The sequence below is a fragment of the Selenomonas timonae genome, from assembly GCF_014250475.1.
In the GTDB taxonomy this organism is placed as follows: Bacteria; Bacillota; Negativicutes; order Selenomonadales; family Selenomonadaceae; genus Centipeda; species Centipeda timonae.
In genome coordinates this window covers 826,003-848,704 of record NZ_CP060204.1, presented here as the reverse complement: position 1 = coordinate 848,704, position 22,702 = coordinate 826,003, and the positions used below count along the sequence as shown (strand labels likewise).

General features: G+C 59.0%; 16 protein-coding genes and 1 riboswitch. Of the genes, 2 read left to right on the top strand and 14 right to left on the bottom strand.

Annotated features, from left to right (window positions below; all coding sequences use genetic code 11):
- Nucleotides 1–37: 37 nt before the first annotated feature.
- Complete coding sequence (locus H1B31_RS03950) at nucleotides 38–973, bottom strand: YitT family protein (RefSeq protein ID WP_226372148.1); 936 nt, start codon at nucleotides 971–973, stop codon at nucleotides 38–40.
- Between the two features lie 161 nt (nucleotides 974–1,134).
- On the opposite strand from H1B31_RS03950, the gene pfkB reads away from it, so the two are divergent.
- Nucleotides 1,135–2,043 (top strand): 1-phosphofructokinase, encoded by a 909-nt coding sequence (pfkB, locus tag H1B31_RS03945; RefSeq protein WP_185980975.1) that lies wholly within the window; start codon nucleotides 1,135–1,137, stop codon nucleotides 2,041–2,043.
- 279 nt (nucleotides 2,044–2,322) lie between these two features.
- Complete coding sequence (locus tag H1B31_RS03940) at nucleotides 2,323–4,224, top strand: PTS fructose transporter subunit IIABC (RefSeq protein ID WP_185980974.1); 1,902 nt, start codon at nucleotides 2,323–2,325, stop codon at nucleotides 4,222–4,224.
- Nucleotides 4,225–4,334: 110 nt separating this feature from the next.
- On the opposite strand, the gene pfkA is transcribed toward H1B31_RS03940, so the two are convergent.
- The 13 genes from pfkA to rsmI all read right to left on the bottom strand — a co-directional run bounded on the left by pfkA (nucleotide 4,335) and on the right by rsmI (nucleotide 22,608).
- Complete coding sequence (pfkA, locus tag H1B31_RS03935; protein WP_037346322.1) at nucleotides 4,335–5,300, bottom strand: 6-phosphofructokinase; 966 nt, start codon at nucleotides 5,298–5,300, stop codon at nucleotides 4,335–4,337.
- 116 nt (nucleotides 5,301–5,416) lie between these two features.
- A complete protein-coding gene (locus H1B31_RS03930) occupies nucleotides 5,417–6,361 on the bottom strand; it encodes a Dyp-type peroxidase (protein WP_009440891.1) in 945 nt (314 codons plus the stop codon).
- 99 nt (nucleotides 6,362–6,460) lie between these two features.
- Nucleotides 6,461–7,663 carry a type IV pili methyl-accepting chemotaxis transducer N-terminal domain-containing protein gene (locus tag H1B31_RS03925; RefSeq protein WP_185980973.1) on the bottom strand — a complete coding sequence of 401 codons (1,203 nt, stop codon included), beginning with the start codon at nucleotides 7,661–7,663 and terminating at the stop codon, nucleotides 6,461–6,463.
- A 130-nt stretch (nucleotides 7,664–7,793) separates the two neighbouring features.
- Entirely contained in the window at nucleotides 7,794–9,458 is a 1,665-nt protein-coding gene (locus H1B31_RS03920; RefSeq protein WP_037346319.1) for a methyl-accepting chemotaxis protein, read from the bottom strand.
- Nucleotides 9,459–9,669: 211 nt separating this feature from the next.
- Nucleotides 9,670–10,227: a peptide-methionine (S)-S-oxide reductase gene (locus H1B31_RS03915; protein ID WP_185980972.1), complete on the bottom strand. Its 558-nt coding sequence runs from the start codon at nucleotides 10,225–10,227 to the stop codon at nucleotides 9,670–9,672.
- Nucleotides 10,228–10,239: 12 nt separating this feature from the next.
- Nucleotides 10,240–11,418, bottom strand: coding sequence for a methylmalonyl Co-A mutase-associated GTPase MeaB (gene meaB, locus H1B31_RS03910; protein WP_185980971.1), 1,179 nt, complete (start codon nucleotides 11,416–11,418; stop codon nucleotides 10,240–10,242).
- Nucleotides 11,419–11,483: 65 nt separating this feature from the next.
- The gene (gene scpA / locus H1B31_RS03905) at nucleotides 11,484–13,682 is read right to left on the bottom strand and encodes a methylmalonyl-CoA mutase (protein WP_185980970.1); all 2,199 of its coding nucleotides are present in this window, start codon (nucleotides 13,680–13,682) and stop codon (nucleotides 11,484–11,486) included.
- Nucleotides 13,682–15,868, bottom strand: a complete 2,187-nt coding sequence (locus H1B31_RS03900) for a methylmalonyl-CoA mutase family protein (RefSeq protein WP_185980969.1) — start codon at nucleotides 15,866–15,868, stop codon at nucleotides 13,682–13,684. The genes scpA and H1B31_RS03900 overlap by 1 nt, the downstream gene beginning before the upstream one ends.
- Nucleotides 15,869–16,520: 652 nt before the next feature.
- A riboswitch (cobalamin riboswitch) is annotated at nucleotides 16,521–16,736 on the bottom strand.
- Nucleotides 16,737–16,843: 107 nt separating this feature from the next.
- Nucleotides 16,844–17,653, bottom strand: coding sequence for a G5 and 3D domain-containing protein (locus H1B31_RS03895; RefSeq protein ID WP_185980968.1), 810 nt, complete (start codon nucleotides 17,651–17,653; stop codon nucleotides 16,844–16,846).
- 189 nt (nucleotides 17,654–17,842) lie between these two features.
- On the bottom strand, nucleotides 17,843–18,625 hold the full coding sequence (locus tag H1B31_RS03890) for a TatD family hydrolase (RefSeq protein WP_185980967.1): 783 nt from the start codon (nucleotides 18,623–18,625) through the stop codon (nucleotides 17,843–17,845).
- On the bottom strand, nucleotides 18,622–20,163 hold the full coding sequence (gene metG / locus H1B31_RS03885; protein ID WP_185980966.1) for a methionine--tRNA ligase: 1,542 nt from the start codon (nucleotides 20,161–20,163) through the stop codon (nucleotides 18,622–18,624). The genes H1B31_RS03890 and metG overlap by 4 nt, the downstream gene beginning before the upstream one ends.
- Nucleotides 20,164–20,252: 89 nt before the next feature.
- Nucleotides 20,253–21,677 carry an ATP-binding protein gene (locus H1B31_RS03880; RefSeq protein WP_185980965.1) on the bottom strand — a complete coding sequence of 475 codons (1,425 nt, stop codon included), beginning with the start codon at nucleotides 21,675–21,677 and terminating at the stop codon, nucleotides 20,253–20,255.
- Nucleotides 21,678–21,756: 79 nt separating this feature from the next.
- Complete coding sequence (rsmI, locus tag H1B31_RS03875) at nucleotides 21,757–22,608, bottom strand: 16S rRNA (cytidine(1402)-2'-O)-methyltransferase (RefSeq protein ID WP_185980964.1); 852 nt, start codon at nucleotides 22,606–22,608, stop codon at nucleotides 21,757–21,759.
- Between the last annotated feature and the right edge of the window lie 94 nt (nucleotides 22,609–22,702).

Here is a 22,702-nt window from a genome sequence, read left to right as displayed (position 1 = left end):
AAAAAAAGAGCAGTGCCATCGCAGCGCTGCTCATCGGTCAATGTATCGCTTTTTTCTTAAACCGCCCGCCCACGATGTCATGTACAGCATTGATTGTGACGAAGGCCCGCTCGTCCTTGTCGAGGACGATTTCCTTCAGCTTGTCGAGTTCGAGGCGCGTGACGACGCAGTAGAGTATCTCCTTCGGCTCGCCCGTGTAGCCACCCGCGCCGTGCAGCAGGGTCACACCGCGCCCGAGGCGCTCATTGAGCGCAATGGTCATCTCCTCGTGCTCGCTCGTGACGATCATAACGGCATAGGACTCATCGAGACCCTTGAGCACCACGTCGATCATCTTCGCGATGACGAAGTAGGCAAAGAGCGAGTACATCGCCTTGTCCCAGCCGTAGAGCAGTCCCGCCGAAGAGAGGATGAAGAGGTTGATGAACATGACGACCTCACCGACGGAGAACTGCGTTCGTGCGTCCATGATGATGGCGACAATCTCCGTGCCGTCGAAGCAGCCGCCCGTGCGCATGACGATGCCGACCCCGAGCCCCGTCACCACGCCGCCGAAGATCGCGGCAAGAAAGGGGTCGGTCGTGACCTGCGGCACGTGGTGAAGGACACCCGACCAGATTGAGAGCATGATGATGGCAAACACAGTCGAGAGCGCAAAGCTCTTGCCGATCTGCTTATAGCCCATGTAGACGAACGGGATATTAAAGAGGACAAGGAACACACCGAGCCCCATGCCCGTAATCGTCTGCGCCATGATCGAGAGACCGACCACGCCGCCGTCAATGACGTTGTTCGGAATCAGAAAGAGTTCGAGTCCTGCGGCGGTGATGAGTGCACCGAGAATCAGCCACAGCCCTTTTTTGATATAAAAAGCCGCGCCCTTGGGGGCTGACTTCTTCGGCTTTGCCGTCGCTGCCGGTGGCACGCCTCCTGTCTGACCATCCGTTTTCATCATACCCATTTCTGCAGTCATAATACTCCCCTGTTCCAATGTAATGTCTGCTCCTATTATAGAGGAAAGAAAATGCGCTGACAAGACTTCTGATGAGAGTGGTTTTCTTGACTTTCCCTGCTGTGCCGTTTATGATGTTTTTAAGGGGTTACATTGTAGGATACTTTAAGGGAGGGATATGGATGATCTACACCGTCACCTTCAATCCGTCGATTGACTATATCGTACGGTTGGAGAACTTCACTGCGGGCGAGATCAACCGCGTGAACTACGAGCAGATCCTGCCGGGGGGCAAGGGCATCAACGTCTCCATTGTGCTGAAAAATCTCGGGCACGACTCGACGGCACTCGGCTTCCTCGCGGGCTTCACAGGAATAGCCATGCAGCAGATGCTGCACTCGTTCGGCGTCGCGGATGATTTCGTGCGCCTCGACGACGGCTTCTCGCGCATCAATGTCAAGATCAAGGCGGAAAGCGAGACCGAGATCAACGGGCAGGGTCCCATCATTACGGAGGAGGCGCAGCGCGCACTCTTTGCAAAGCTCGACCGTCTCCAGAGCGGCGATACGCTCGTACTCGCGGGCTCGATTCCGAACACGCTGCCCGACGACATCTATGAGCGCATCATGGAGCGTCTCGAGGGGCGCGGCATCCGCATCGTCGTCGACGCCACAAAGAATCTCCTGCGCCGCGTGCTGAAGTACCGCCCGTTTCTCATCAAGCCGAACAATCACGAACTCGGAGAGATGTTCGGTGTCGAACTCAAAACGGATGACGACATCATCTTCCACGCAAAGAAGCTGCAGGAGGAGGGCGCGACGAACGTCCTTATCTCGATGGCGGGCGACGGCGCAATCCTCCTCACGGCAGAGGGTGTATTCTACCGCTCCGCCGCACCGAAGGGCACCCTCGTCAACTCCGTGGGCGCGGGCGACTCGATGGTTGCAGGCTTCCTCGCGGGCTTCATGGAGTCGGACGGCAGCTATAAGCGCGCCTTCTACATGGGCGTTGCAACCGGCTCCGCCTCCGCATTCTCGCCGAACCTAGCGACGCGTGAGGAGGCACTTGCGCTGCTGAAAACCATCGTATGATATAAACGCATCGCAGCTGTGCAATACTATGTGGCGTGAGTCCCACGCAGAACCCTCGTTACGCAAGCGGTCGTGTGCTCGTCCGCCTAAATACCTGCGGATTCCAAACGCGCTGCGCTTGAACGAATAAAATCCGCAGGGGGCGGGTCGCACACTCTGCGCCGCTCGCTCCACTAGGGTTTGCTAAGGGACTTCACGCCACTCCAAACAATGCGAATATTTGCGAGGAGTATGCACAGTGAATAAAACACAGCACAATGAAAAAGGAGGGATTTCCCCTTGCATATCAACGATCTTCTGAACCCTGAGAGCATCGCCCTCGGCGTTTCCGCCCCCACCTCGAAGGAAGCGGCAATCCGCCTGCTCGCGGACTACATGGAGAAGGGCGGCAATCTCAGCGATAAGGAGCAGTACGTCAAGGACGTGCTCATCCGGGAGGAAAGCGGCACCACGGGGCTCGGCGACGGCATCGCAACGCCGCACGCCAAGAGCGACGGGGTTAAAGCCGCAGGGCTTGCCGCAATGACCATCCCCGACGGCATGGACTTTGCCGCCATGGACGGCAACCCGAGCCGCCTTTTCTTCATGATCGCCGCACCGAACGGCGCGAACGACGAACACCTCGCCATCCTCTCGAAGCTCGCAACCATGATTATGGACCCCGACTTCAAGGAAGCACTCATTGCCGCCAAGACCGTCGAGGAGTTCCGTCAGCTCATCGACGATAAGGAGAACGATCGCTTCGTCGCACCGAGCACAGACACGTCTGAAGAAGCAGCAACGCCCACCGCCGACCATATCCAGATCCTCGCCGTCACCGCCTGTCCCACGGGCATTGCACATACTTTTATGGCGGCGGAGAGCATCGAGCAGCACGCGAAGAAGCGCGGTCTCACGGTCAAGGTCGAGACGAACGGCTCCGCGGGCATCAAGAACGCACTCACCCCCGAGGAGATCGCCGCCGCCGACGGCATCATTGTCGCAGCGGACAAGAACGTCGCCATGTCCCGCTTTGACGGCCACCGTGTCGTCATCACGAAGGTCGCGGACGGCATCAACAAGGCAGATGAACTGATCGACCGTGCACTCTCCGGCAGTGCCCCCGTCTACCGTGCGAGCGGCGCGGACGAAGCAGAAAGCGCAGACGGCGGCACGGACGAAAGCCTTGCCCGCCAGATCTACAAACACCTCATGAACGGTGTCTCGCACATGCTCCCGTTCGTTGTGGGCGGCGGTATCCTCATCGCCCTTGCATTCCTCTTCGACGACTACACCATCGATCCGTCAAAGTTCGGCTCGAACACCCCGCTTGCCAAGTTCTTCATGCAGGTCGGCGGTGCCTCGTTCGGCTTCATGCTCCCCGTCCTCGCGGGCTTCATCGGCATGTCGATTGCCGACCGGCCGGGACTCGCCGTCGGCTTCGTCGGTGGTTCTCTTGCCGGTGCGACAGGCACGGGCTTCCTCGGCGCACTGCTCGCGGGCTTCGTCGGCGGCTACGCCGTCAACGGCCTCAAGAAGGTGTTCGCAGGGCTCCCCGCCTCCCTTGACGGCATCAAGCCGATTCTGCTTTACCCGTTCTTCGGCATCCTCATCATGGGGCTGATCTCGCTCTACATCATCGCGCCGCCCGTCTCCGCCATCAACAACTGGATGATCGAGACCCTCGGCGGTATGGATCCCTCGGCGCGCATCCTCATGGGGCTGATCGTCGGCGGCATGATGGCAGTCGATATGGGTGGTCCCATCAACAAGGCGGCATACGTCACGGGCACAGGTCTCCTCGCTTCGGGCGAGTATCACGTCATGGCGGCGGTCATGGCGGGCGGCATGGTGCCCCCGCTGGCGATTGCCCTTGCGACCACACTCTTTAAGAACCGTTTCACCGAGAGCCAGCGAAAGGCAGGCATCACGAACTACGTCATGGGTCTCTCCTTCATCACCGAGGGCGCGATCCCGTTCGCGGCGGCCGACCCCGTCCGCGTCATCCCCTCGATGGTCGTCGGCTCCGCACTCGCGGGTGCACTCACGATGGTCTTTGACTGCACGCTGCGCGCACCGCACGGCGGCATCTTCGTCGTCCCGACCATCGGCAACCCACTCATGTACCTCGTGAGCATCTTCGTCGGTGCCGTCGTCGGCGCCGTCATCCTCTCGCTCCTCAAAAAACCGATCAAGGAATAACCCTAATAATGCAGCATCCCTCGGGCAAATGTCCGAGGGATTTTTCGTTTGCGCACGTAAAAACAGCCCATCCATATGGATGAGCTGCCGTTGATCTGATGAAACGCGCTCTATGCGAGGACGCGCGAAAGTCGTACGAGCTCCGGGTCGAGCGTCTTCGTATTGTTGACCGCCTCAAAGAGGTTGACCCCGACCACCTGTCCCTCGTTGAAGCTGTATACTACGTCGCTCACACCCGAGATGATCGCAAGTGCCGCCTTCTCTCCGAGCATGGACGCCTTGATGCGATCCTCGACCGTCGGCGAGCCGCCGCGCTGGATGTGCCCGAGTACCGAGACGCGCGTATCGATCTCCGTCTTCTCTCCGATGATCTTGCCGATCTCCACGCCCGAGCCCGCGCCCTCGGCGACCACGATGATGCTGTAGCGCTTTCCGCGCTCGTACATCTCCTTCAGCTCGAGGCTGATTTCCTCGAGATCAAACGCCACCTCCGGCACGAGGATGTACTCTGCGCCGCCTGCGATGCCAGACATCATCGCGAGCCAGCCCGAATGGCGCCCCATGACCTCAACGATGATGATGCGGCGGTGTGCCGACGCTGTATCACGCAGCTTGTTGATTGCATCCACGATTGTATTGCACGCCGTATCGCAGCCAATCGTATAGTCCATGCCCCAGACATCGTTGTCGATCGTGCCCGGCAAGCCCACGATTGGCATGCCCGTCTCCTTGCTCAGAAGCGAGCCGCCCGTGAGCGAGCCGTCGCCGCCGATGATAACGAGTCCCTCGATGCCGCGCTTGCGCAGATTCTCGAACGCCGTCTTTCGCCCCTCAGGCGTCATGAACGACTTGCTGCGTGCCGTTCCGAGGAAGGTGCCGCCGCGCTGGATCAGATCGCTGACACTGCGCGTCGTGAGCTGCACAATATCGTCATGCACCATGCCGCTGTAGCCGTTGTGCACACCGTAGACCTCGACGCCCTCGTAGATCGCCGTGCGCACGACCGCGCGCGCCGCCGCATTCATCCCCGGGCTGTCTCCGCCCGAAGTCACAACCGCGATTGCTTTTTTCAGCATAAAAATATCCCCCATTCCCTATGCCACGCTTACGCGAATGGATTGCTAATCTCTATTGTACGAAAGCGCAGGGGAAAAGTAAAGCATTTCACAGAAAAAACCGAAACGCAGCGCTGTCAGAACAGTTCGCCCTCGGCAATGCACCCGAGCAGCTCCTTCGACGGGATGAAGAAGAGCTGCCCCTTCTCCGCCGTCGAGTACTCGAGCAGGCGGTCATCCTGCGTGAACATATTCGTGACCATCTGGCGTGTCACGTCCCAGTGGCGCGCGTATCCGATGAAGTATGTGCCGCGCACGCCCTCGCCGGGATTCGCAAAGACGACGTTCATGCGCACGATCTTGTGCTCCTCACCGTCGCGGTTGTCCTGCGAGATGATGTTGTGCGCACGCGGATCCTTCTCCTCGTCGGAGAGCTCGAGGTCGCTGTACTTTCTGCGGCCGATGTACTTCTCCTGCACCTCGGTCGGCAGCGCACGCCACGCGTCGAGATCGTGGACGTACTTCTGCGCAAAGGCATAGGAGCCGTTGATAAAGTCGGGATCCTCCGCGCCGATGATCGCCCACTCCTGCGCCTCCGCGCCGACAGGGTTCTCCGTGCCGTCGATGAAGTCGATGATCGCACGCCCCTCGTGGTAGTGGAAGCCGTGCGTCTCATCCACCACGTCCACAATGGGACGCAGGAATCCCATGATCTGATCGACGACGAGATAGCTCGTCGCTGCCTGTGCCGCACGTACGTGCAGGAAGAGATCGGCAGGCGTTGCAGGTGCTGTGTGGTGCTCTCCATTCACGCCCGCAAAGTCCTCAAGCTCCTTCGGCTTCTTCGCGCCCGGAAAGAGATATTCCCACGCACGATTGCTGAATCCGAGCGTCATCTTGACCGTCTCTGGCGCCACGCGAATATTCATCGAGCGCTGGATCGCAGCGATGCGATCCGCCATGTCCGCGATAATCTCACGTTCCTTTTCAATGTCCTCGCGTTTCAGCGAAAGCATGAGGAAGATGACACTCTCCCCCGCATCCTTGAACACATCCTGTGCCAGATTTGCATTGACCTCCATTGTACTCCCCTTTCATTACATACACAGTATTCTACACCGAACGATGCATCAACGAAAGAAAACCGCCGAAAGATATCCGGCGGCTCCCATCCATGTACATCATACCTTGAAGCGCCCGACGAGCACATCCAGCTCCGAGGCGAGCCCCTTGAGATGCTCGGCAGTCGCGGCAAACGCCTCGAGGGAGGCGGTCTCCTGCTCGATGGCAGCTGCCGAGTCCGTTGCGTGCGCCGTGATCTCCCGAGATGCCTTCGCAACCTCCTCTAATGCCGACGCTGCAAGCTGTGCACAGGCGCGCACTGCTTCAATGGAGGTGAGGAGCTCCGTGCCGTTCACATTCCCCGTCTGCGCGAGTGCCTGCATCTCCTCCAAGTGCGCTGAAATACCGTGCACGCTCGTATCGAGCATCTGAATGTTCTCGTCTTGTTCGCTTGCGTGTGCGGCAACATTCGTGATGGCAATAGCGTTGCATTCGACCGCCTTGCTGTTCTCAACGCTTGCCCGCCACATCGTATCCGACAGCCCCGAGACCTCGGTCGCACAGGCCTGTGCACGCTGCATGATCTGGCGCAAATCACGGACAAAGGTATTGAACGACTGCACAATGCGTCCGATCTCATCACTGCGTTTGGCCGTGAGCTGCTGCGTGAGATCCGCCTCCTTGCCTGCCACCTCGCGGAACGAGGCAGTCAGTGCCGCAATCGGCCGCAGCACCTCGATGATGATGCAGTAGGAGGAGATGGCAAAGATAAGGAACGCAAGGACAGTCACGCCCACCGCAATGTCTTTGGAAATAGCGACCTTTGCCTGACTTGCATGATTATACGCCGTAACGAGTTTGTCCACCTCAGCCACATAGCCGACGACCTCGGCCGCGACGACGGCATTTGCCTCGGATTTTTCCTCTTCTCCCACAGCTCCCGCGACGGCAAACACATGCGTGCGGTACTCCTCCCAGAGAGGCTGCAGCGTGCGGAGCTGTTCCTTGACCGCCTCGTCTGACACCGGCCGGAGATTCAGCTCTGCATCCCCGCGGCGAAGCCCCGCAAGGATGCGGTCGCACGTCTCAATCTGCGCCAACATCGTCCGCCGGAGTTCCGCCGCCGTGTCCGCATCAGCAGGAACAAGACGTGCCGAAAGCCAGGCAAGCTGATAGGCACGCATCCGCAGCGAGCCGGAGGCATTGACGGCGAGGGAGTCCCCATCCAGCTGTGCAAAGGTGGCGAAGTTCAGTCCGACCAGCCCAATGATGAAGACAAAGAGGGCAACGAGTGTGATTCGTAGTTTGTTGTGGATTGTCATGTTTCCCTCTCGTTTCAATAGAAAATTCTCTCTATTATTATATCGCAGAAAGAACGCTGTGCAATACTCCTATCCGATAAATCCGCGTGAAATGCAATGTATTATACGCGGATAGAACGAGACGCTGCACTCAGACCTTAAATTTGCCGACAAGGCCGTCCAGCTTCGTCGACAGACTGGACAGGTGCTCTGCGGTAGCGACGACCTGCTCCATAGTCGCGCTCTGCTCCTCGATGGCCGCAGCCGAGTCCTCGGAGAGCCCCGCAATCTGTTTCGCCGCTGCCGCAACATTCCCCGATGTGCCTGCGACGTTCTGCGCACCTGCCGACGCCGTCTGATTCAGCTGCACGATCTCGGCAGCCGCTCGGCGGCTCTCCTCGGAGCTCTCTGCGATGGCGTTCAGCGAGGAACGCACCGCAGCAACCGCCTCCGTGATCTTCTCGAGCTCGCTGACGAGTTCCTGATTTGCACTGCGCGTCTCGTGCACCTGCTGACGAATACCGGTCATCTTCTCCGTGACATCGTCCGCCGCGAGACTCGAACTCTCCGCAAGCTTGCGCACTTCCTCCGCGACGACAGCAAAGCCGCGTCCGCTCTCCCCCGCACGTGCTGCCTCGATGGCGGCGTTGAGTGCGAGCAGGTTGGTCTGTCCCGAGATGCCCTTGATGAGATCGATGATCTGATTGATGTCCTCCGCATACTGCGTGAGGGTCTGTACCTTCCGATCCATCGTCATGACGATGTCGCGCAGGACATCGGTCTGCGCGGCGACACGTGCCGCTCCGTCCCGTCCATCCGCCGCCTTGTCCTCGGAGTCCGACGAGAGTACGGCAGAGCGTTCGGCAGAGGCGAGCATCTGCGCCATATGTGCCGCAATCTGCGACACATTATCCGCGAGTTCCTGCATATCGCTGTTCTGCGCGTTCGCCTGCCCTGCAACATCGGTGACGGAACCGGCGACCATCTCGACCGCCTTGCTGCTCTCACCGCTTGCCTGCGAGAGTGCGCCGGAGAGCTGTGCGACCTCTGCCGCGCTCTCCTGTGCCCCGCGCATGATGGTACGCAGTTTCCCGATAAAGGTGTTGAAATGAAGGACAATGCGCCCGATTTCATCATCGCGTTCCGCATGGAGCTGCTGCGTCAGATCGCCCTCGCCCTCGGCAATGCCACGAAATGAGTCCGTCAGAGCCGCCAGCGGACGCAGAATCTGCGTAAGGATCAGCCAGAGTGCGCCGCCCACCACGAATATGGCGAGGAGAATCACACCGAGCTGGATGTTCTTGGAAGTTTCGATCTTTGTCTGGCTTGCGGCATCGTAGGCGACGACCAGCTTGTTGACCTCCGCCACAAAGGGCGCAACCTCTTTCGCCACCTTTGCCTCTGCCGCGCGGCGCATCTCCTCGTCCGAGCCCTCGGCAACGGCACGCACATCGCTGCGGTACGACTCCCACAGCGGCTGCACGACACCGAGCTGCCGCTGCACCGCCTCATCCGTGGGAGCAGTCAGTCCCATCGCCGCATCGCCCTGCTCCAGTCCTTTCAGAATACGATCGTAGTCCTCCAGATCCTTCTGCATCGCAGTGCGCAGTGTCTGTGCATCTCCCTCATCTGCCGACACGAGTCGTGCCGCCCCCCATGAGAGCTGATAGGCGCGCATCCGCAGCGACCCGGAGGCGTTGACCGCAGGCGAATCCCCCTTGAGTTCATTGAATGTAAAGAAGTTCAGCCCGACCAATCCCACGATGAAGACAAACAGCAGAATCAGAATCGACTGTAGTTTTGTGCGTATGCTCATACCCAGCTCCCCTTTGGTTTCCCCATCCACTCCGCACACTGCCGCAAGATCCGGCACACATGCGTATGAAACGATACGATAGAATATTTTTCATTCTGTTGATTATAGCATAAAATAATTTTGTATAAAAATGAAAATCGTCTATGATGCCGAAAAAAAAAGGGACTGTTGCACGAAGCTAGAAAACTTCGTGCAACAGCCCCTTTTCACTTCAAAACTTCACAAGTTCGCGCAGTCGTGCGAGATCGATGTAGGTCTCTGTCTCGGGATGCTGCTTCAAATACCCTTGATGCTCGTCCGCTGCCGTCTGAAATGAGGTGAGACGTTCCATCGTCGCATGCAGGACGCGCCGTGCCGCCGCGCTGCTGTTCGGGTCATTGAGCGTCAGGTGCTCCCCCGTCGCGGGACAGCGTCCCTTCCCCGCGAGGAAGGTGAGATAGAGTTGGATCTGCGGCTCATCCTCCGCACTCTCGTAGAAGACACCTGCACGGTACATACTGCCGCGCACATACCCCTGTCCGTCGATGCTGTACGGGGTCACAACAGCAAAGTGCAGGTCGAGCAGCTGCGAGATGTCGATCTTCTTCGGATCGTAGCAGATCTCGATCCCCATGCGCCCGCCTGCCGCACCTGTCGCCACATCCTCATGGCGGGCATTGGGCGCGGCGTTGATGTAGCCCGTACGAACACTCGCGATGCCGCGCCGCCCTGTAAAGACCTCCTCAAGCTCGTACATATCCGCGCCCGAGAGGCAGATGCGTTTCGTCATGGATACACCTCCTCAATTCGTAAAGAGGTCGACCTGCCGCCCTGCTGCACGGTGGACGTCGAATACGCTGAGCAGCTCCGCGACCGCCTGCGTCGGCGAGATACCACCCGAGAGGATCGCCTCCTTCACCTCGGGCATCCGCCCGCGCACGACGGCATCGTCGAAGAACAGGTTGTGCAGATGCTCGTCGATCATGCTGTTCATCCAGTCGAGCAGCTGACCGTCGCGCCGTTTCTTCCAGATGCCCGTCTCGGTCGTCTTGTCGCGGAAAATGCGAATGACCTCCCAGAGTTCGGCAAGTCCCGTCTTCTCGATGGCGGAGGCGAGGTAGGCGTGTGTCTCCCACCCCAGCGTCGCGGGACGGATGAATTCGATCATGCGCTCGTACTGCCCTCGTGCAACCTTTGCCTTCAGCAGGTTGTCGCCGTCCGCCTTGTTGATGACGATCGCATCCGCAAGCTCCATGATGCCCTTCTTGATGCCCTGCAGCTCATCGCCCGCACCCGTCAGCACGACGAGCAGGAAGAAGTCGACCATCGAGCGCACGGTCGTCTCGGACTGTCCAACACCGACCGTCTCAATGATGATGACATCATAGCCCGCCGCCTCGCAGAGCAGCATGGTCTCGCGACTCTTGCGCGCGACACCGCCGAGCGTCCCGCCCGCAGGCGAGGGACGGATGAACGCCTCGGGGCGGCGCGAGAGTGTGCCCATGCGCGTCTTGTCGCCGAGGATCGAGCCCTTCGTCACGGAGCTGGTCGGGTCAACGGTGAGGACGGCGACACGATGCCCCGCGTCGCAGAGCATATTGCCGAACGCCTCGATCATCGTGGACTTGCCCGCACCGGGGACACCTGTGATGCCGATGCGCAGCGCGTTGCCCGTCTTCGGCAGAAGCCGCTGCAATACCCGCTGGGCGAGCTTGAAATGACGGCTGCTGTTGCTCTCGATGAGTGTGATGGCACGAGAGAGTGTCATGCGGTCGCCGCGCTCGACGCCTGCCACATAGTCATCCTCGGAGAGGACGAGCTTGCGGCGCGGCATGCCCTGCCCGTTCAAGAGTTTCGGATTGATATTGCCGACGGTCAGATCCTTGATGCCCTCGATGCCGCCCATGACGCTTGTCGTGAACTTGCAGTCCGCATCCTCGGGTACCCAGTCCGGCCGTTCGACCGAATATTTTTCGCTCATAAAGCCTCCTTTCACGATATGGCAAAACGCCGCCCTCTTGTTTGAGGGCGGCGCCATTGTATACCTTAACCTGCGGCTTCTTCCTTCGCGCGTGCGATGAGAAGGGTCAGTAGCTTGATGCCCGCCTCGGGGATGTTCGTGCCCGGTGCGAAGATCGCGACCGCGCCGTGCTCGTAGAGGTTGTCATAGTCCTGCACGGGGATAACGCCGCCGATGCAGACCATAATGTCGTCACGTCCGAGCTTCTTCAGCTCATCGACGAGCTGCGGCAGGAGCGTATTGTGTCCCGCTGCGAGCGAGCTGAATCCGACCATGTGCACGTCGTTGTCGACCGCATCCTGCGCCGTCTCGGCAGGGGTCTGGAAGAGAGGACCCACGTCGACGTCCCAGCCCATGTCGGCGAAGGAGGACGCGATGACCTTCTGTCCGCGATCGTGTCCGTCCTGTCCCATCTTCGCGACGAAGATACGCGGACGGCGACCCGTGAGTTCCTCGAACTCGTCCGCCATCTCGCGGGCGCGGTCGAGCTCGGTCTTGTCCGTGAACTCGGAGGAGTAGACACCGGAAATGGTATGGATCACCGCCTGGAAACGGCCGGAGACCTTCTCCACCGCATCGGAGATCTCGCCGAGCGAGGCGCGGGCGCGTGCCGCATCGACCGCCGCTTCGAGCAGGTTGCCGTTGTCGCGCGTCTCTGCTGCCTTTGTGATGCCCTCGAGGCAGCGACGTACATCGTCCGCATTGCGTTCTGCGCGCAGCTTCTCGAGACGCTCGACCTGTGCCTGACGCACGGCCGTGTTGTCAATGGCAAGGATCTGCAGCGGATCTTCCTTTTCGAGGCGGTACTTGTTCACACCGACGATGCTCTCGATACCGGAGTCGATCTGTGCCTGACGGCGTGCTGCCGCCTCCTCGATACGCATCTTCGGGAGGCCCGTCGAGATCGCCTTTGCCATGCCGCCGAGTGCCTCGACCTCCTGGATATGCGCCCAAGCGCGGCGGATGATCTCGTTCGTGAGAGCCTCGACATAGTACGAGCCGCCCCACGGATCGATGATCTTGCAGACGCTCGTCTCGTCCTGGATGTAGAGCTGCGTGTTACGCGCAATACGCGCCGAGAAGTCCGTCGGCAGTGCGATCGCCTCGTCGAGTGCGTTCGTATGGAGGGACTGCGTGTGGCCGAGTGCCGCGCCCATCGCCTCCATCGCCGTGCGGGCGATGTTGTTGAACGGATCCTGCGCCGTCAGCGACCAACCGGACGTCTGGCTGTGCGTACGCAGCGCCATCGACTTGTCGTTCTTCGCGTCGAACGACTTGACGATCTTCGCCCAGAGGACACGCGCCGCGCGCATCTTTGCAATCTCCATGAAGTAGTTCTTGCCGATTGCCCAGAAGAACGAGAGACGCTTTGCAAAGTCGTCGACGGCGAGCCCCGCCTTGATGCCCGTGCGGATGTACTCAAGGCCGTCCGCGAGCGTGTAGCCGAGCTCAATGTCCGCAGGTGCACCCGCCTCCTGCATATGGTAGCCGGAGATGGAGATGCTGTTGAACTTCGGCATGTACTTCGTCGTGTACTCGAAGATGTCGCCGATGATGCGCATGGACATCTCAGGCGGATAGATGTAGGTGTTGCGAACCATGAACTCTTTCAGAATATCGTTCTGGATCGTACCTGCCATGATCTTTTTATCAACGCCCTGCTCCTCGCCCGAGACGATGAAGAACGCAAGGATCGGCAGAACCGCGCCGTTCATGGTCATAGAGACGGACATCTGGTCGAGCGGAATGCCCGAGAACAGGATGTTCATATCCAGCATGGAGCAGACCGAAACGCCTGCCTTGCCCACGTCACCGACCACGCGCGGGTTGTCAGCGTCATAGCCACGATGGGTCGGGAGGTCGAACGCGATGGAAAGGCCCTTCTGACCTGCGGCAAGGTTGCGGCGGTAGAACGCATTCGACTCCTCTGCCGTCGAGAAACCTGCGTACTGGCGCACCGTCCACGGACGGAACACGTACATCGTGGAGTACGGTCCGCGCAGGCACGGCGGGATACCGCTCGCAAAGTCGAGGTGGGTCATACGCTCGTATACGTCGTGATCGTAGAAGGGGCTCACGGGTACACGCTCCATCGTCTTGTGCGTGAGTGCCTCAAACGTCCGCCCCGTCGTCCCCTCGAAGAGGGCGCGCCACTCCTTGGAGTCTGCGGACGGGCTTTCGCCGAGGCTCATCCCGGTGAAATCCGGGTTCGTAAAGCCTGCCATTACGCAATCATCCCTTTCTTTTTCTGAAGGCGCTCAAGCACCTCGTAGCAGTTCGCCTTGACGGAGATGTATTCATCAATGCCCGCATTGTTATAGGTCTCAAGGAGATCCTTCGGTGCCGCGCCCGCGAGGAATACGCGCGCATTCGGCAGAACCTCGTGGAGCTTCGGTGCAAGTGCGGGTACGATCTCGGGATAGGTCGCGTCCGTGGAGCAGATGACCACCGCATCCGCGCCGCTCTTGCCCGCTGCCTCGGCGGCCTCCTCGACGGTCTTGAACCCGTCGTTGCCGAGCACCTCGAACGCGCCAACCTGCAGGAAGCCCGTGGTAAAGTCCGCACGCGCCTTGTGCTGCGGGATGGGACCCATGTTCGCGAGGAAGATCTTGACGTTGTCGTTCTTCTCCGCCTTGTAGTCCTCCGTGCGCTTCCTGAGTGCCTCGAAACGCTCGCTCCAGCGGTGCGGTGCGATCGCCGTGACCGTCTCCGCCGCGCCCTTGCCATCCGTGACCGCCGCCATCAGCTCCGCGATCGTCGCGCCTGCAAACGCCGCCTCGATGCCCTGATCCACGGAGCCATCCGCCTTGAATGCCGCAAGAGCCTCGTCACGGTGCTTTGTGTCGATGTCGGAGAGATATGCCTCGATATCCTTCGTGCGCTGTGCCTTGAGTGCCGCCGTATCCTCCGCACGCGTTTCGAGCAGAACCTCTGTCATGTTCGGGTACATATTGTTGCCGACGATGCGGTCTTTGCGGATGTCCGCCTTCTTGAAGCGGTCTGCGAGAATCGCTGCAATCCCCTCCTGCACAGATCCGCTGCGCAGTGCCGCAACGATGCCACCCTGCTTTTCGATGCTCTGGAACTCCGCCCAGATCTTTTCCTTCATCTGGCGCGTCAGCGTCTCAACTGCCCACGAGCCGCCCGCAGGATCGATCGGCTGGAGCATACCGAACTCCTCCTGGAGCATGATCTGGATGTTGCGTGCAATGCGGCGTGAGAACTCGTCGCCCTTGCGGATGGGCTCGTCGAACGGCGCACTCTCGAACGAGTCGATGCCGCCCACAACGCCCGAAAAGATCTCCGTCGTGTTGCGGAGCATGTTGACGTACGGATCGTAGATGGTCTTGAAGAAGAGCGCAGGACGCGCGTGAATGCGCATCTTCTGCGACTCGGCGTTGCCGCCGAACGCCTTGACGATCTGTGCCCAGATGGGGCGCACGGCACGCAGCTTTGCGATCTGCAGGAAGAAGTTCGCGCCCATCGAGAAGCCGAACGCGATCTGCCCCGCCGCCTCGTCAATCGTCAGCCCGCGCTCGCACAGCGCACGCAGATACGCCGCTGCGGTCGCGAGACACGCTGCGACCTCCTGCACATCGTTTGCACCGCCGCTGCTGTAGACATCGCTGCGCACAAACACCGTGCGCAGATGCGGCGCATGTGTCGTCGCCCAACGTGCCGCCGCAGCGAGGCTGTCATAGTGTGCGTCGAGCGATGCGGGAAGCTTGCCGTCGGTCACGAGTGCGCCGATCGGGTCTGCCCCAACGATGCCCTGTACCTTCGTCATATCCTCTCCCGCCGCACGGCGTGCCGCTGCGACGAGCGAGAGGAGCGGGAGAGCATTCGCACCCGCATAGACATAGAGCGGGAACTTCGCGAGATCCAGTCCCTCCAAGAGCGTGTGCATATCGTCGACCGTCGTCACGCTCGTGCCGATGTCGCCGACCTTCTCCGCCTGACGTGCATCCACACCCGCACGCGAAGCGGTGTCGAGCACGATGTGGTAGATCGTCGAGCCCTTGTCATTCTCATGTCGCAGGAGCTCGTTGTTCTCTGCGGGCAGCGTCTCATCGCACGCCTGCGCGATGCCCCATGGCTTCCCGATGTAGCCGGCGGGATCCACGCCGCGCAGATAGTCTCCCATGCCGGGCATGACACTCTTGGGCAGGATGTCCTCCGTGTGTTTCTTCGTATACATGGGGTCGAAGGTGATGCCCTCGTAGGTCTTCGTGAACATGACCTTCTCGAACGGCGCCCCCTTGAGCAGTGCCTCGCAGGCCGCCTTCCACTCCTCGTCCGTCGGCGGAGTGAATTCGTCGAGCGAGACCTCGGGGAAGTCCTCAACATCCGCCGATTTCTTCAGAAGCTTCTGAAGTTCCTCGTCACTCGACCGTTCTTTTTCTTCCGGCATAGTACGTCCTCCTTTAATTTATTGCGGGAAGGCTCTGCTAGTTCTATGAACTAACACAAAAGTAAAGCAATTCTGTCCAGGAAGGAGATGTGTTCGTGGCAATCTGTGCGATGCTCCAAAGCAAACCCTAGTGGAGCAAGCGGAAGCGAGGACACGTTCTGCCCCCTGCGGATTTCTTTCGTTCAAGCGCGCAGCGCGCGTTTAAGAAGTCCGCAGGTATTTAGGCAGATAAGTGTCCGACCGCTTGCGTAACGAGGCGTTTGCGTGGAGTTCGCACGGATGGCTATTTGACATCATACACGGAATTGCATTCCTTGAAAAAAAATCGCTCTGAGCTTCCACCCTCAGAGCGCGCCCTAATAAAAGGGCAAAACGAGAACTGAAAAGATGAGCAATGTTTCCCCAAGGAGCGCATACTCCTTCATCCCGGGGAAATCTCTGGGCATGGGATTTGTTTCACATGCACACAGATCTCCTCAGGATCGTTCATGCACCCGTGTATATGGATAAGAAAAAGCCCATTCCACGGTGCGCAGAACGGGCTTTTTCGGTATCGTTACTCAGTTCCCGATATGGTTTGATCTCATAGGTCAAACTCTTTCTCGAGGCGAACGAATCCGCAAAATCTCCATCCCCATCACTCGCAGGTCAATCGGTGATTGTTAATCAAGCAGGTCTCCTGGCTTCAGTTCATCGTTCTTCCGCATCTTCCCAGAGATCTCTCCCCAGTGACTGCCGACGGGAGGTCGGCGCGCGGAATCACTCCCTGTTACAGTGGCGTGACCGCTCCGGCATTGAACCGGATTCCCTATGAAGCAATTGAGGCTCTGCATGGCAAAACCTCTGCACTTGATCCAATACATATTTAGTTTTTATGGTACGATAGAATAGTACCACCGAAAACGCGTCTTGTCAACAAAAAAAGAATCACTGCGTGAATTATCTCACAGTGATTCCTCATTTGCATAATTTTCATCAATCGATGACATAAACCTCGACGTTGCGGCGGCCAAATTGGATCGCCTCGTCATAGCTCTCCATGCAGAGATCAATCGTGTTGCCGACGATTGCGCCGCCCGTATCGGCGGCGATTGCCTCGCCGTAGCCAGGGATGTAGAGGCGCGAGCCGAGCGGGATCACGTTCGGATCGACTGCAACGACACCGTGGCGTGCGACCATGCCGGTCGCCGTGATACCGCTGCCGCCCCCATCGCTCGGGAGGTAGGCCGATGCGTGCATCGTATAGGCTGCGCGGTAACGCGGGATGCCCCGGCTGACGCGGTCTGCCTCGCGCTCACGTGCGCGGCGCTGCTCGGCAGCCTGCTCGTTCTCCGTGAGCTGGATGTGGAGGTCTGCCGTGACCGGCGTATCCGCAGACGGAGATACATCGACCTCATTCGGGTTATAGCCGTACTCTGCCATGACATCGCCGACCGTACGCCCACTCGTCATGACCGCCTGCGTATCGTCCCAGAACGTAATGCTCACGGGAACGGCACGTCGTACGGAAATCTCTGTATGGCGCTCGTCCTCGCTGTGGAACACCTCGTAGCTGTCCTTTGCACCGAGTTTTACGCCCAATTTCTCAAAAATATCATTGGGTCTCGTCTGCACCGTCATATCGGTGATGGTCTGACCGTCAACGTGCACGCTCACGCGCTGCAGGTTCTTCGGCAGGCCGTTCATCGTGAATCCGCTGGAGAGCAACATCATACCTGCCAGCGTGGCACAGAACATCGTGTTCTTCTTTGTCTGAATCAGCTGTCCAAGCTTCTTCCACTGCATAGAATTCCCCCTTTGCTGACGGCATTTTCCCACTTCAAGCTGAATTTTTCATGAAAAATGGGATTTGGTCTAAAATTGAGAGCTGTTTTCTCATTTTATTCACCACTTTAGGGAAAATTGTCCCATGTAAAAACCCTGCGCACGGAGGATTCCTCCATGCACAGGGCGATGCTTTACGAAAGAACAGAATCAAACAAGTTTCGGATAGAGTCGCCGCGCGTTCTCCGTCGTATAGGCGGCGACCTCCTCCACGGATTCGCCGCGGATCTCCGCGATCTTCGCCGCGACGTGCACGACGTAGGCGGGTTCGTTGCGCTTGCCGCGCTTCGGCACGGGTGCAAGATAGGGGCTATCCGTCTCGATGAGCAGCAGCTCACGCGGCGCTTCGCGCACGATGTCGGGGAGCTTCGCCGCGTTCTTGAACGTGAGCGGCCCGTCGATGCCGATATAGTATCCCATCTTCCAGAGTTCGCGCGCCGTCTCGAGGCTCCCCGAAAAGCAGTGGAGCACGCCCGTGAGGTCACGTCCCGCCTCCTGCAGAATGGCAAGCGTGTCTCCGTGCGCGTCGCGGTCGTGGATGCAGACGGGCAGATGCGCCGCGCGCGCCACATCGAGCTGTGCGCGGAAAAGTTCGCGCTGCACGGCACGCTGCGCGGAATCCTTCTCCCAGTAGTAGTCAAGGCCGATCTCGCCGATGGCAACGACCTTCGGATGCTCTGCCCATGCGAGGAGCTGTGAGCGATCCGCATCTGTGAGCGGTGCGGCACTCTCGGGATGGATGCCGACGGCAGCGTAGAGTGCGGGATACACCTCCGCATCCGCGACCACCTGCGCGGACGCCGCCATCGTATCCCCCATGCTGATGATCTGCGCGACACCCGCTTCCTCCGCACGCGCAATCATCTCCGCACGATCTTCGTCATAGCGCTCGTCGTAGAGGTGGGCGTGCGTATCAATATATCTCGTCATCATGCGATCTCGATGCGTGGGAAGAGCTGCTCCGCCGTGCCGACTGTATGTCCGTTAGGCGTTCCGCCCCATGCGGCGTCCGCAAGCTGCACCGTATCGAAGTCCGAGGTAAAGCCCAGCTGCTCGTGAATACGTCGCGCAGTCACAGGCAGGAACGGCGAGATGAGAATGCTCGTGATACGCAGGGATTCGACGAGATGGTAGAGTACAGAGTCGAGCTCTGCCGCCTTCGCCTCGTCCTTGGCGAGCGTCCACGGTGCGGTCTCGTCGATGTACTTGTTCGTGCGCGAGATGAGTGCCCATGCGGTCTTGATTGCGGCGGACAACTCCATCTGCTCCATCTGCTCCGTATAGTCTGCGAGCGTCGCCGCCGCCATGTCCTCGAGCGCCGTGTCAAACTCCGTGTGTCCCGCGCCCTTCGTGATGACGCCCTTCCGATACTTCTTTGCCATCGAAAGGGTTCTGTGCAGCAGGTTGCCGAGATCGTTCGCAAGATCCGAGTTGATACGCCCGATGAGTGTGTCGCGCGAGATATTGCCGTCCTGCCCGAGCGTGATCTCGCGCAGCAGGAAGTAGCGCACGGCATCCGCGCCGAACTCCTCGATGAGCGCGATCGGATCGACCACGTTGCCGACGGATTTCGACATCTTTGCCCCGTCCACGATGAGCCAACCGTGCCCATAGACCTTTTTGGGCAGGTCAATGCCGAGTGCCATCAGCATACAACCCCATATAATGGTATGGAAGCGCACGATCTCCTTCCCGACGAGATGCACGTCCGCCGGCCAGTAGTGGTTGAATTTTTCCTTGTCGTGCATATAACCGATCGGTGTGAGGTAGTTCGTGAGCGCATCGAACCAGACATAGACGACGTGCTTCGGGTCGAACGGCACGGGGATGCCCCAGTCGAACGAGGTGCGCGAGACGCACAGATCCTCGAGGCCCTGCTCGATGAACGCAATCATCTCGTTGCGGCGCGAGACGGGCTGGATGAAATCGGGGTGCTCGTTGATGTACGCAAGCAGACGATCCGCGTACTTGCTCATGCGGAAGAAGTACGCTTCCTCTGCGACCTCCTGCACGGGACGGTGGCAGTCGGGGCAGCAGCCGTTCTCGTCGAGCTGCAGCTTCGTCCAGTAGCTCTCGCAAGGCGTACAGTAGAGCCCCTTGTACGCGCCCTTGTAGATATCGCCCTGATCGTAGATCTTTTGGAAAATATGCTGTACGAGTTCGTGGTGACGCTCCTCCGACGTGCGGATGAAGTCGTCGTAGGAGATGCCGAGCAGCCGCCACAGCTCCTGAAAGCCCGCGACAATGCGGTCGACGTACTGAAGGGGCGTCACGCCCTCCTTCTCCGCCGCCTGCTGGATCTTCTGCCCATGCTCATCCGAGCCCGTCAGAAAGAACACATCGTAGCCCGCGAGCCGCTTGAACCGCGCAATTGTATCCGCGACCGTCGTGCAGTAGGCGTGCCCGATGTGCAGCTTCGCGCTCGGATAGTAGATCGGTGTAGTGATGTAAAATGGTGTCTTTTCGCTCATAATAACGCCTCGTTTCAATCAGTTTCACTTTATAGTAGCACAGTGACGCCGCGCTTTCAATATCGTGCCTTAAAGCGTATCCATAACATCTACAAGTCCGCCCCGGACACGAGCCGCACATTCTCCCGTGCAGCAGCATCGCGCAGTCGCTCGGTAAAGCCATAGAAGGAAAAGATCATATAGTGATAGTTTCCATGATATTTCTTTTGCGGAAATTTGTCCTGCAACTGTCGGAGTACGTCAAGATCGGCGGAAGCACGGCGAAATTTGCATTCCGCGAGCAAAAAATTCCGCTCCGCGCGATCTGCGGCGACAATGTCGATTTCCTCCGATACGGTGCGTCTTTTCCCATCTGCGATATGCGTGACCTTCTCCCACCATCGCCCGATCTTGATGAAGTGAAAGGGCAGCGTCCCCGCCTGATTGCACGAACGCAGATACTCCATGCAGATCTTCTCATAGGTGCGCGAAACAAATTCATGAAGCTGCGGCACAATGAGATGCTGCCACACGCCCGCCACATCGCCCGCCTCAAGCTCCGAGTGGCTGCCGTAGAGAAAGGCGTACCAAAATTGGAAATACGCATCGGTCAGCTGATACAGTCCCCGTCCGCTGCCCGCACGCTCCTTTACAGTGGAAAGCACAGAAAACTCGCGCTCGATAATGCCGATCTCCATGAGGTTCTTCAGATAGACGCTGATCTTCGTTTTCTCAATCTGTGTCTTGCTGTGGATGAGTGCCAGTGTGTTGTTGCCAAGTGCCACCGCCTCAATGATGGCATTGTAGACACTCGTCTCGCGCAGCTCCTGTCGAAGCAGGAACTCCACCTCGCTGTAGAGCACACAGCCCTTTTGCAGGATGTTCGTGCGGATATTTTCTTCGAGGGATTTCTCGGATTGAAACTGAATCAAATAGTAGGGAATGCCGCCGAGAATCGCATAGGCTGCGACCTGATCCTCCACACTGTACTGCGGAAAAAACTGCCGTACGCTTACAAAGGGCAGCGGCAGCAGTTTGTAGATCCCCGTCGCCCGTCCATACAGCGGATTCCGCTCGGCGAGCAGCTCGTTCTCGATAAAGCTCATCGCACTGCCGCAGAGAATGAGCATGACGTTTGCACGCGAGAGCTCATGATCCCAAAGATTTTGCAGGATGGACGGCAGTTCGGGACGGCTTGCGCACATATAGGGGAACTCGTCGATGATGAGAAGCTTCTTCCCCTCGGATGGAACATCCTGTATGCTCCTGAGTGCCGTCTCCCAATCCGAAAACGAGGTCAGAAACCGCGCCGCAGGGAGACCTGTCTGCAAGATGCGCTTTGAAAAGCGGGCAAGCTGCTCCTGATCGGTACACTCCGTGCAGGCGTAGAATACGGCAGCCTTATCCCGTGCAAACTGCTGCAGGAGCTCTGTTTTTCCAATGCGCCGCCGTCCATAGAGCACGACGAGCTCGGCGCGTTCCGAGTCATAGCGCTCCTGTAAAAAATCCAGCTCACGTGCACGACCAATAAACACAGCATCACCATCTTTCTAATCACGATTATAATAATCGTGATTAGAAAATTATACAACAACGACAAAAAAATCGCAAGGCTCAAACGTCCCCCGCCAGTACCGCCTGATACACATCTCGCCGTGAGATACCAAGCTCCTGCGCGGTGCGGCGCATGGCTTCCTTCTTGTCCAAACCTTTGGCGATGTGTGCGGCATAACGCTCCGTGAGAGACAGCTCCTCCTCCGCATCCGCAGTACTCACGACATTCTCGTCCGCGCCCGCAACGATGAGCACGAACTCGCCGCGTGGCTCGTGCTCCCGATAGTGTGCGAGAAGGTCGCCGAGTGTCGTGCGGCGGAACTCCTCGAACTTCTTCGTCAGTTCGCGTGCGGCGCACACACGCCGCTGTGCGCCGAGTGCCGCTGCGAGAGCGGCAAGTGTCTCCTTGAGACGATGCGGCGCCTCGTAGAAGATGAGCGTCTCGGGATAGTCCGCAACGCGCGCCAGAACCTCGCGCCGCTTCTTCTCCTTGCGCGGGAGAAAGCCGACGAAAGTGAATCCCTCCAACGGCAGTCCCGCGCAGATGAGCGCAGAGAGTGCGGCGTTCGCGCCCGGCAGGGGCGTGACGGGGATGCCCTCCGCAATTGCACGCCGCGCGAGGTCGCCGCCGGGGTCGGCGATGCCTGGCAGTCCCGCGTCGCTGACACAGACAACCGTTTCCCCCGCCCGCATCCGTGCGATGAGCTCTGCGCCCTTTTCCTCCTTGTTGTGCTCGTGATAGCTCGTCATAGGCGTATGGATGTCATAGTGTGCAAGGAGTCCGCGCGTGTGCCGCGTGTCCTCGGCCGCAATCACATCCGCCGCGCGCAGCATTTCTACGGCACGATAGGTGATGTCACCAAGATTGCCGATGGGTGTCGCACAGAGATAGAGCTTTCCTGTCACTGTCATTCCTCCGCTGTATTTTCTTCTTTTGTTTATACGGCACGGACGCTGCATTGTCAAGTTAGGGTTATGAAAACACCCCCACTCTTAAAATTTCGAT

What these genes read in the sequence shown, in the direction of transcription:
- H1B31_RS03950 (WP_226372148.1), bottom strand. Translation starts at nt 973, where the DNA reads ATGACTGCAGAAATGGGTATGATGAAAACGGATGGTCAGACAGGAGGC.
- pfkB (WP_185980975.1), top strand. Translation starts at nt 1,135, where the DNA reads ATGATCTACACCGTCACCTTCAATCCGTCGATTGACTATATCGTACGG.
- pfkA (WP_037346322.1), bottom strand. Translation starts at nt 5,300, where the DNA reads ATGCTGAAAAAAGCAATCGCGGTTGTGACTTCGGGCGGAGACAGCCCG.
- H1B31_RS03930 (WP_009440891.1), bottom strand. Translation starts at nt 6,361, where the DNA reads ATGGAGGTCAATGCAAATCTGGCACAGGATGTGTTCAAGGATGCGGGG.
- H1B31_RS03925 (WP_185980973.1), bottom strand. Translation starts at nt 7,663, where the DNA reads ATGACAATCCACAACAAACTACGAATCACACTCGTTGCCCTCTTTGTC.
- H1B31_RS03920 (WP_037346319.1), bottom strand. Translation starts at nt 9,458, where the DNA reads ATGAGCATACGCACAAAACTACAGTCGATTCTGATTCTGCTGTTTGTC.
- H1B31_RS03915 (WP_185980972.1), bottom strand. Translation starts at nt 10,227, where the DNA reads ATGACGAAACGCATCTGCCTCTCGGGCGCGGATATGTACGAGCTTGAG.
- meaB (WP_185980971.1), bottom strand. Translation starts at nt 11,418, where the DNA reads ATGAGCGAAAAATATTCGGTCGAACGGCCGGACTGGGTACCCGAGGAT.
- scpA (WP_185980970.1), bottom strand. Translation starts at nt 13,682, where the DNA reads ATGGCAGGCTTTACGAACCCGGATTTCACCGGGATGAGCCTCGGCGAA.
- H1B31_RS03900 (WP_185980969.1), bottom strand. Translation starts at nt 15,868, where the DNA reads ATGCCGGAAGAAAAAGAACGGTCGAGTGACGAGGAACTTCAGAAGCTT.
- H1B31_RS03895 (WP_185980968.1), bottom strand. Translation starts at nt 17,653, where the DNA reads ATGCAGTGGAAGAAGCTTGGACAGCTGATTCAGACAAAGAAGAACACG.
- H1B31_RS03890 (WP_185980967.1), bottom strand. Translation starts at nt 18,625, where the DNA reads ATGATGACGAGATATATTGATACGCACGCCCACCTCTACGACGAGCGC.
- metG (WP_185980966.1), bottom strand. Translation starts at nt 20,163, where the DNA reads ATGAGCGAAAAGACACCATTTTACATCACTACACCGATCTACTATCCG.
- rsmI (WP_185980964.1), bottom strand. Translation starts at nt 22,608, where the DNA reads ATGACAGTGACAGGAAAGCTCTATCTCTGTGCGACACCCATCGGCAAT.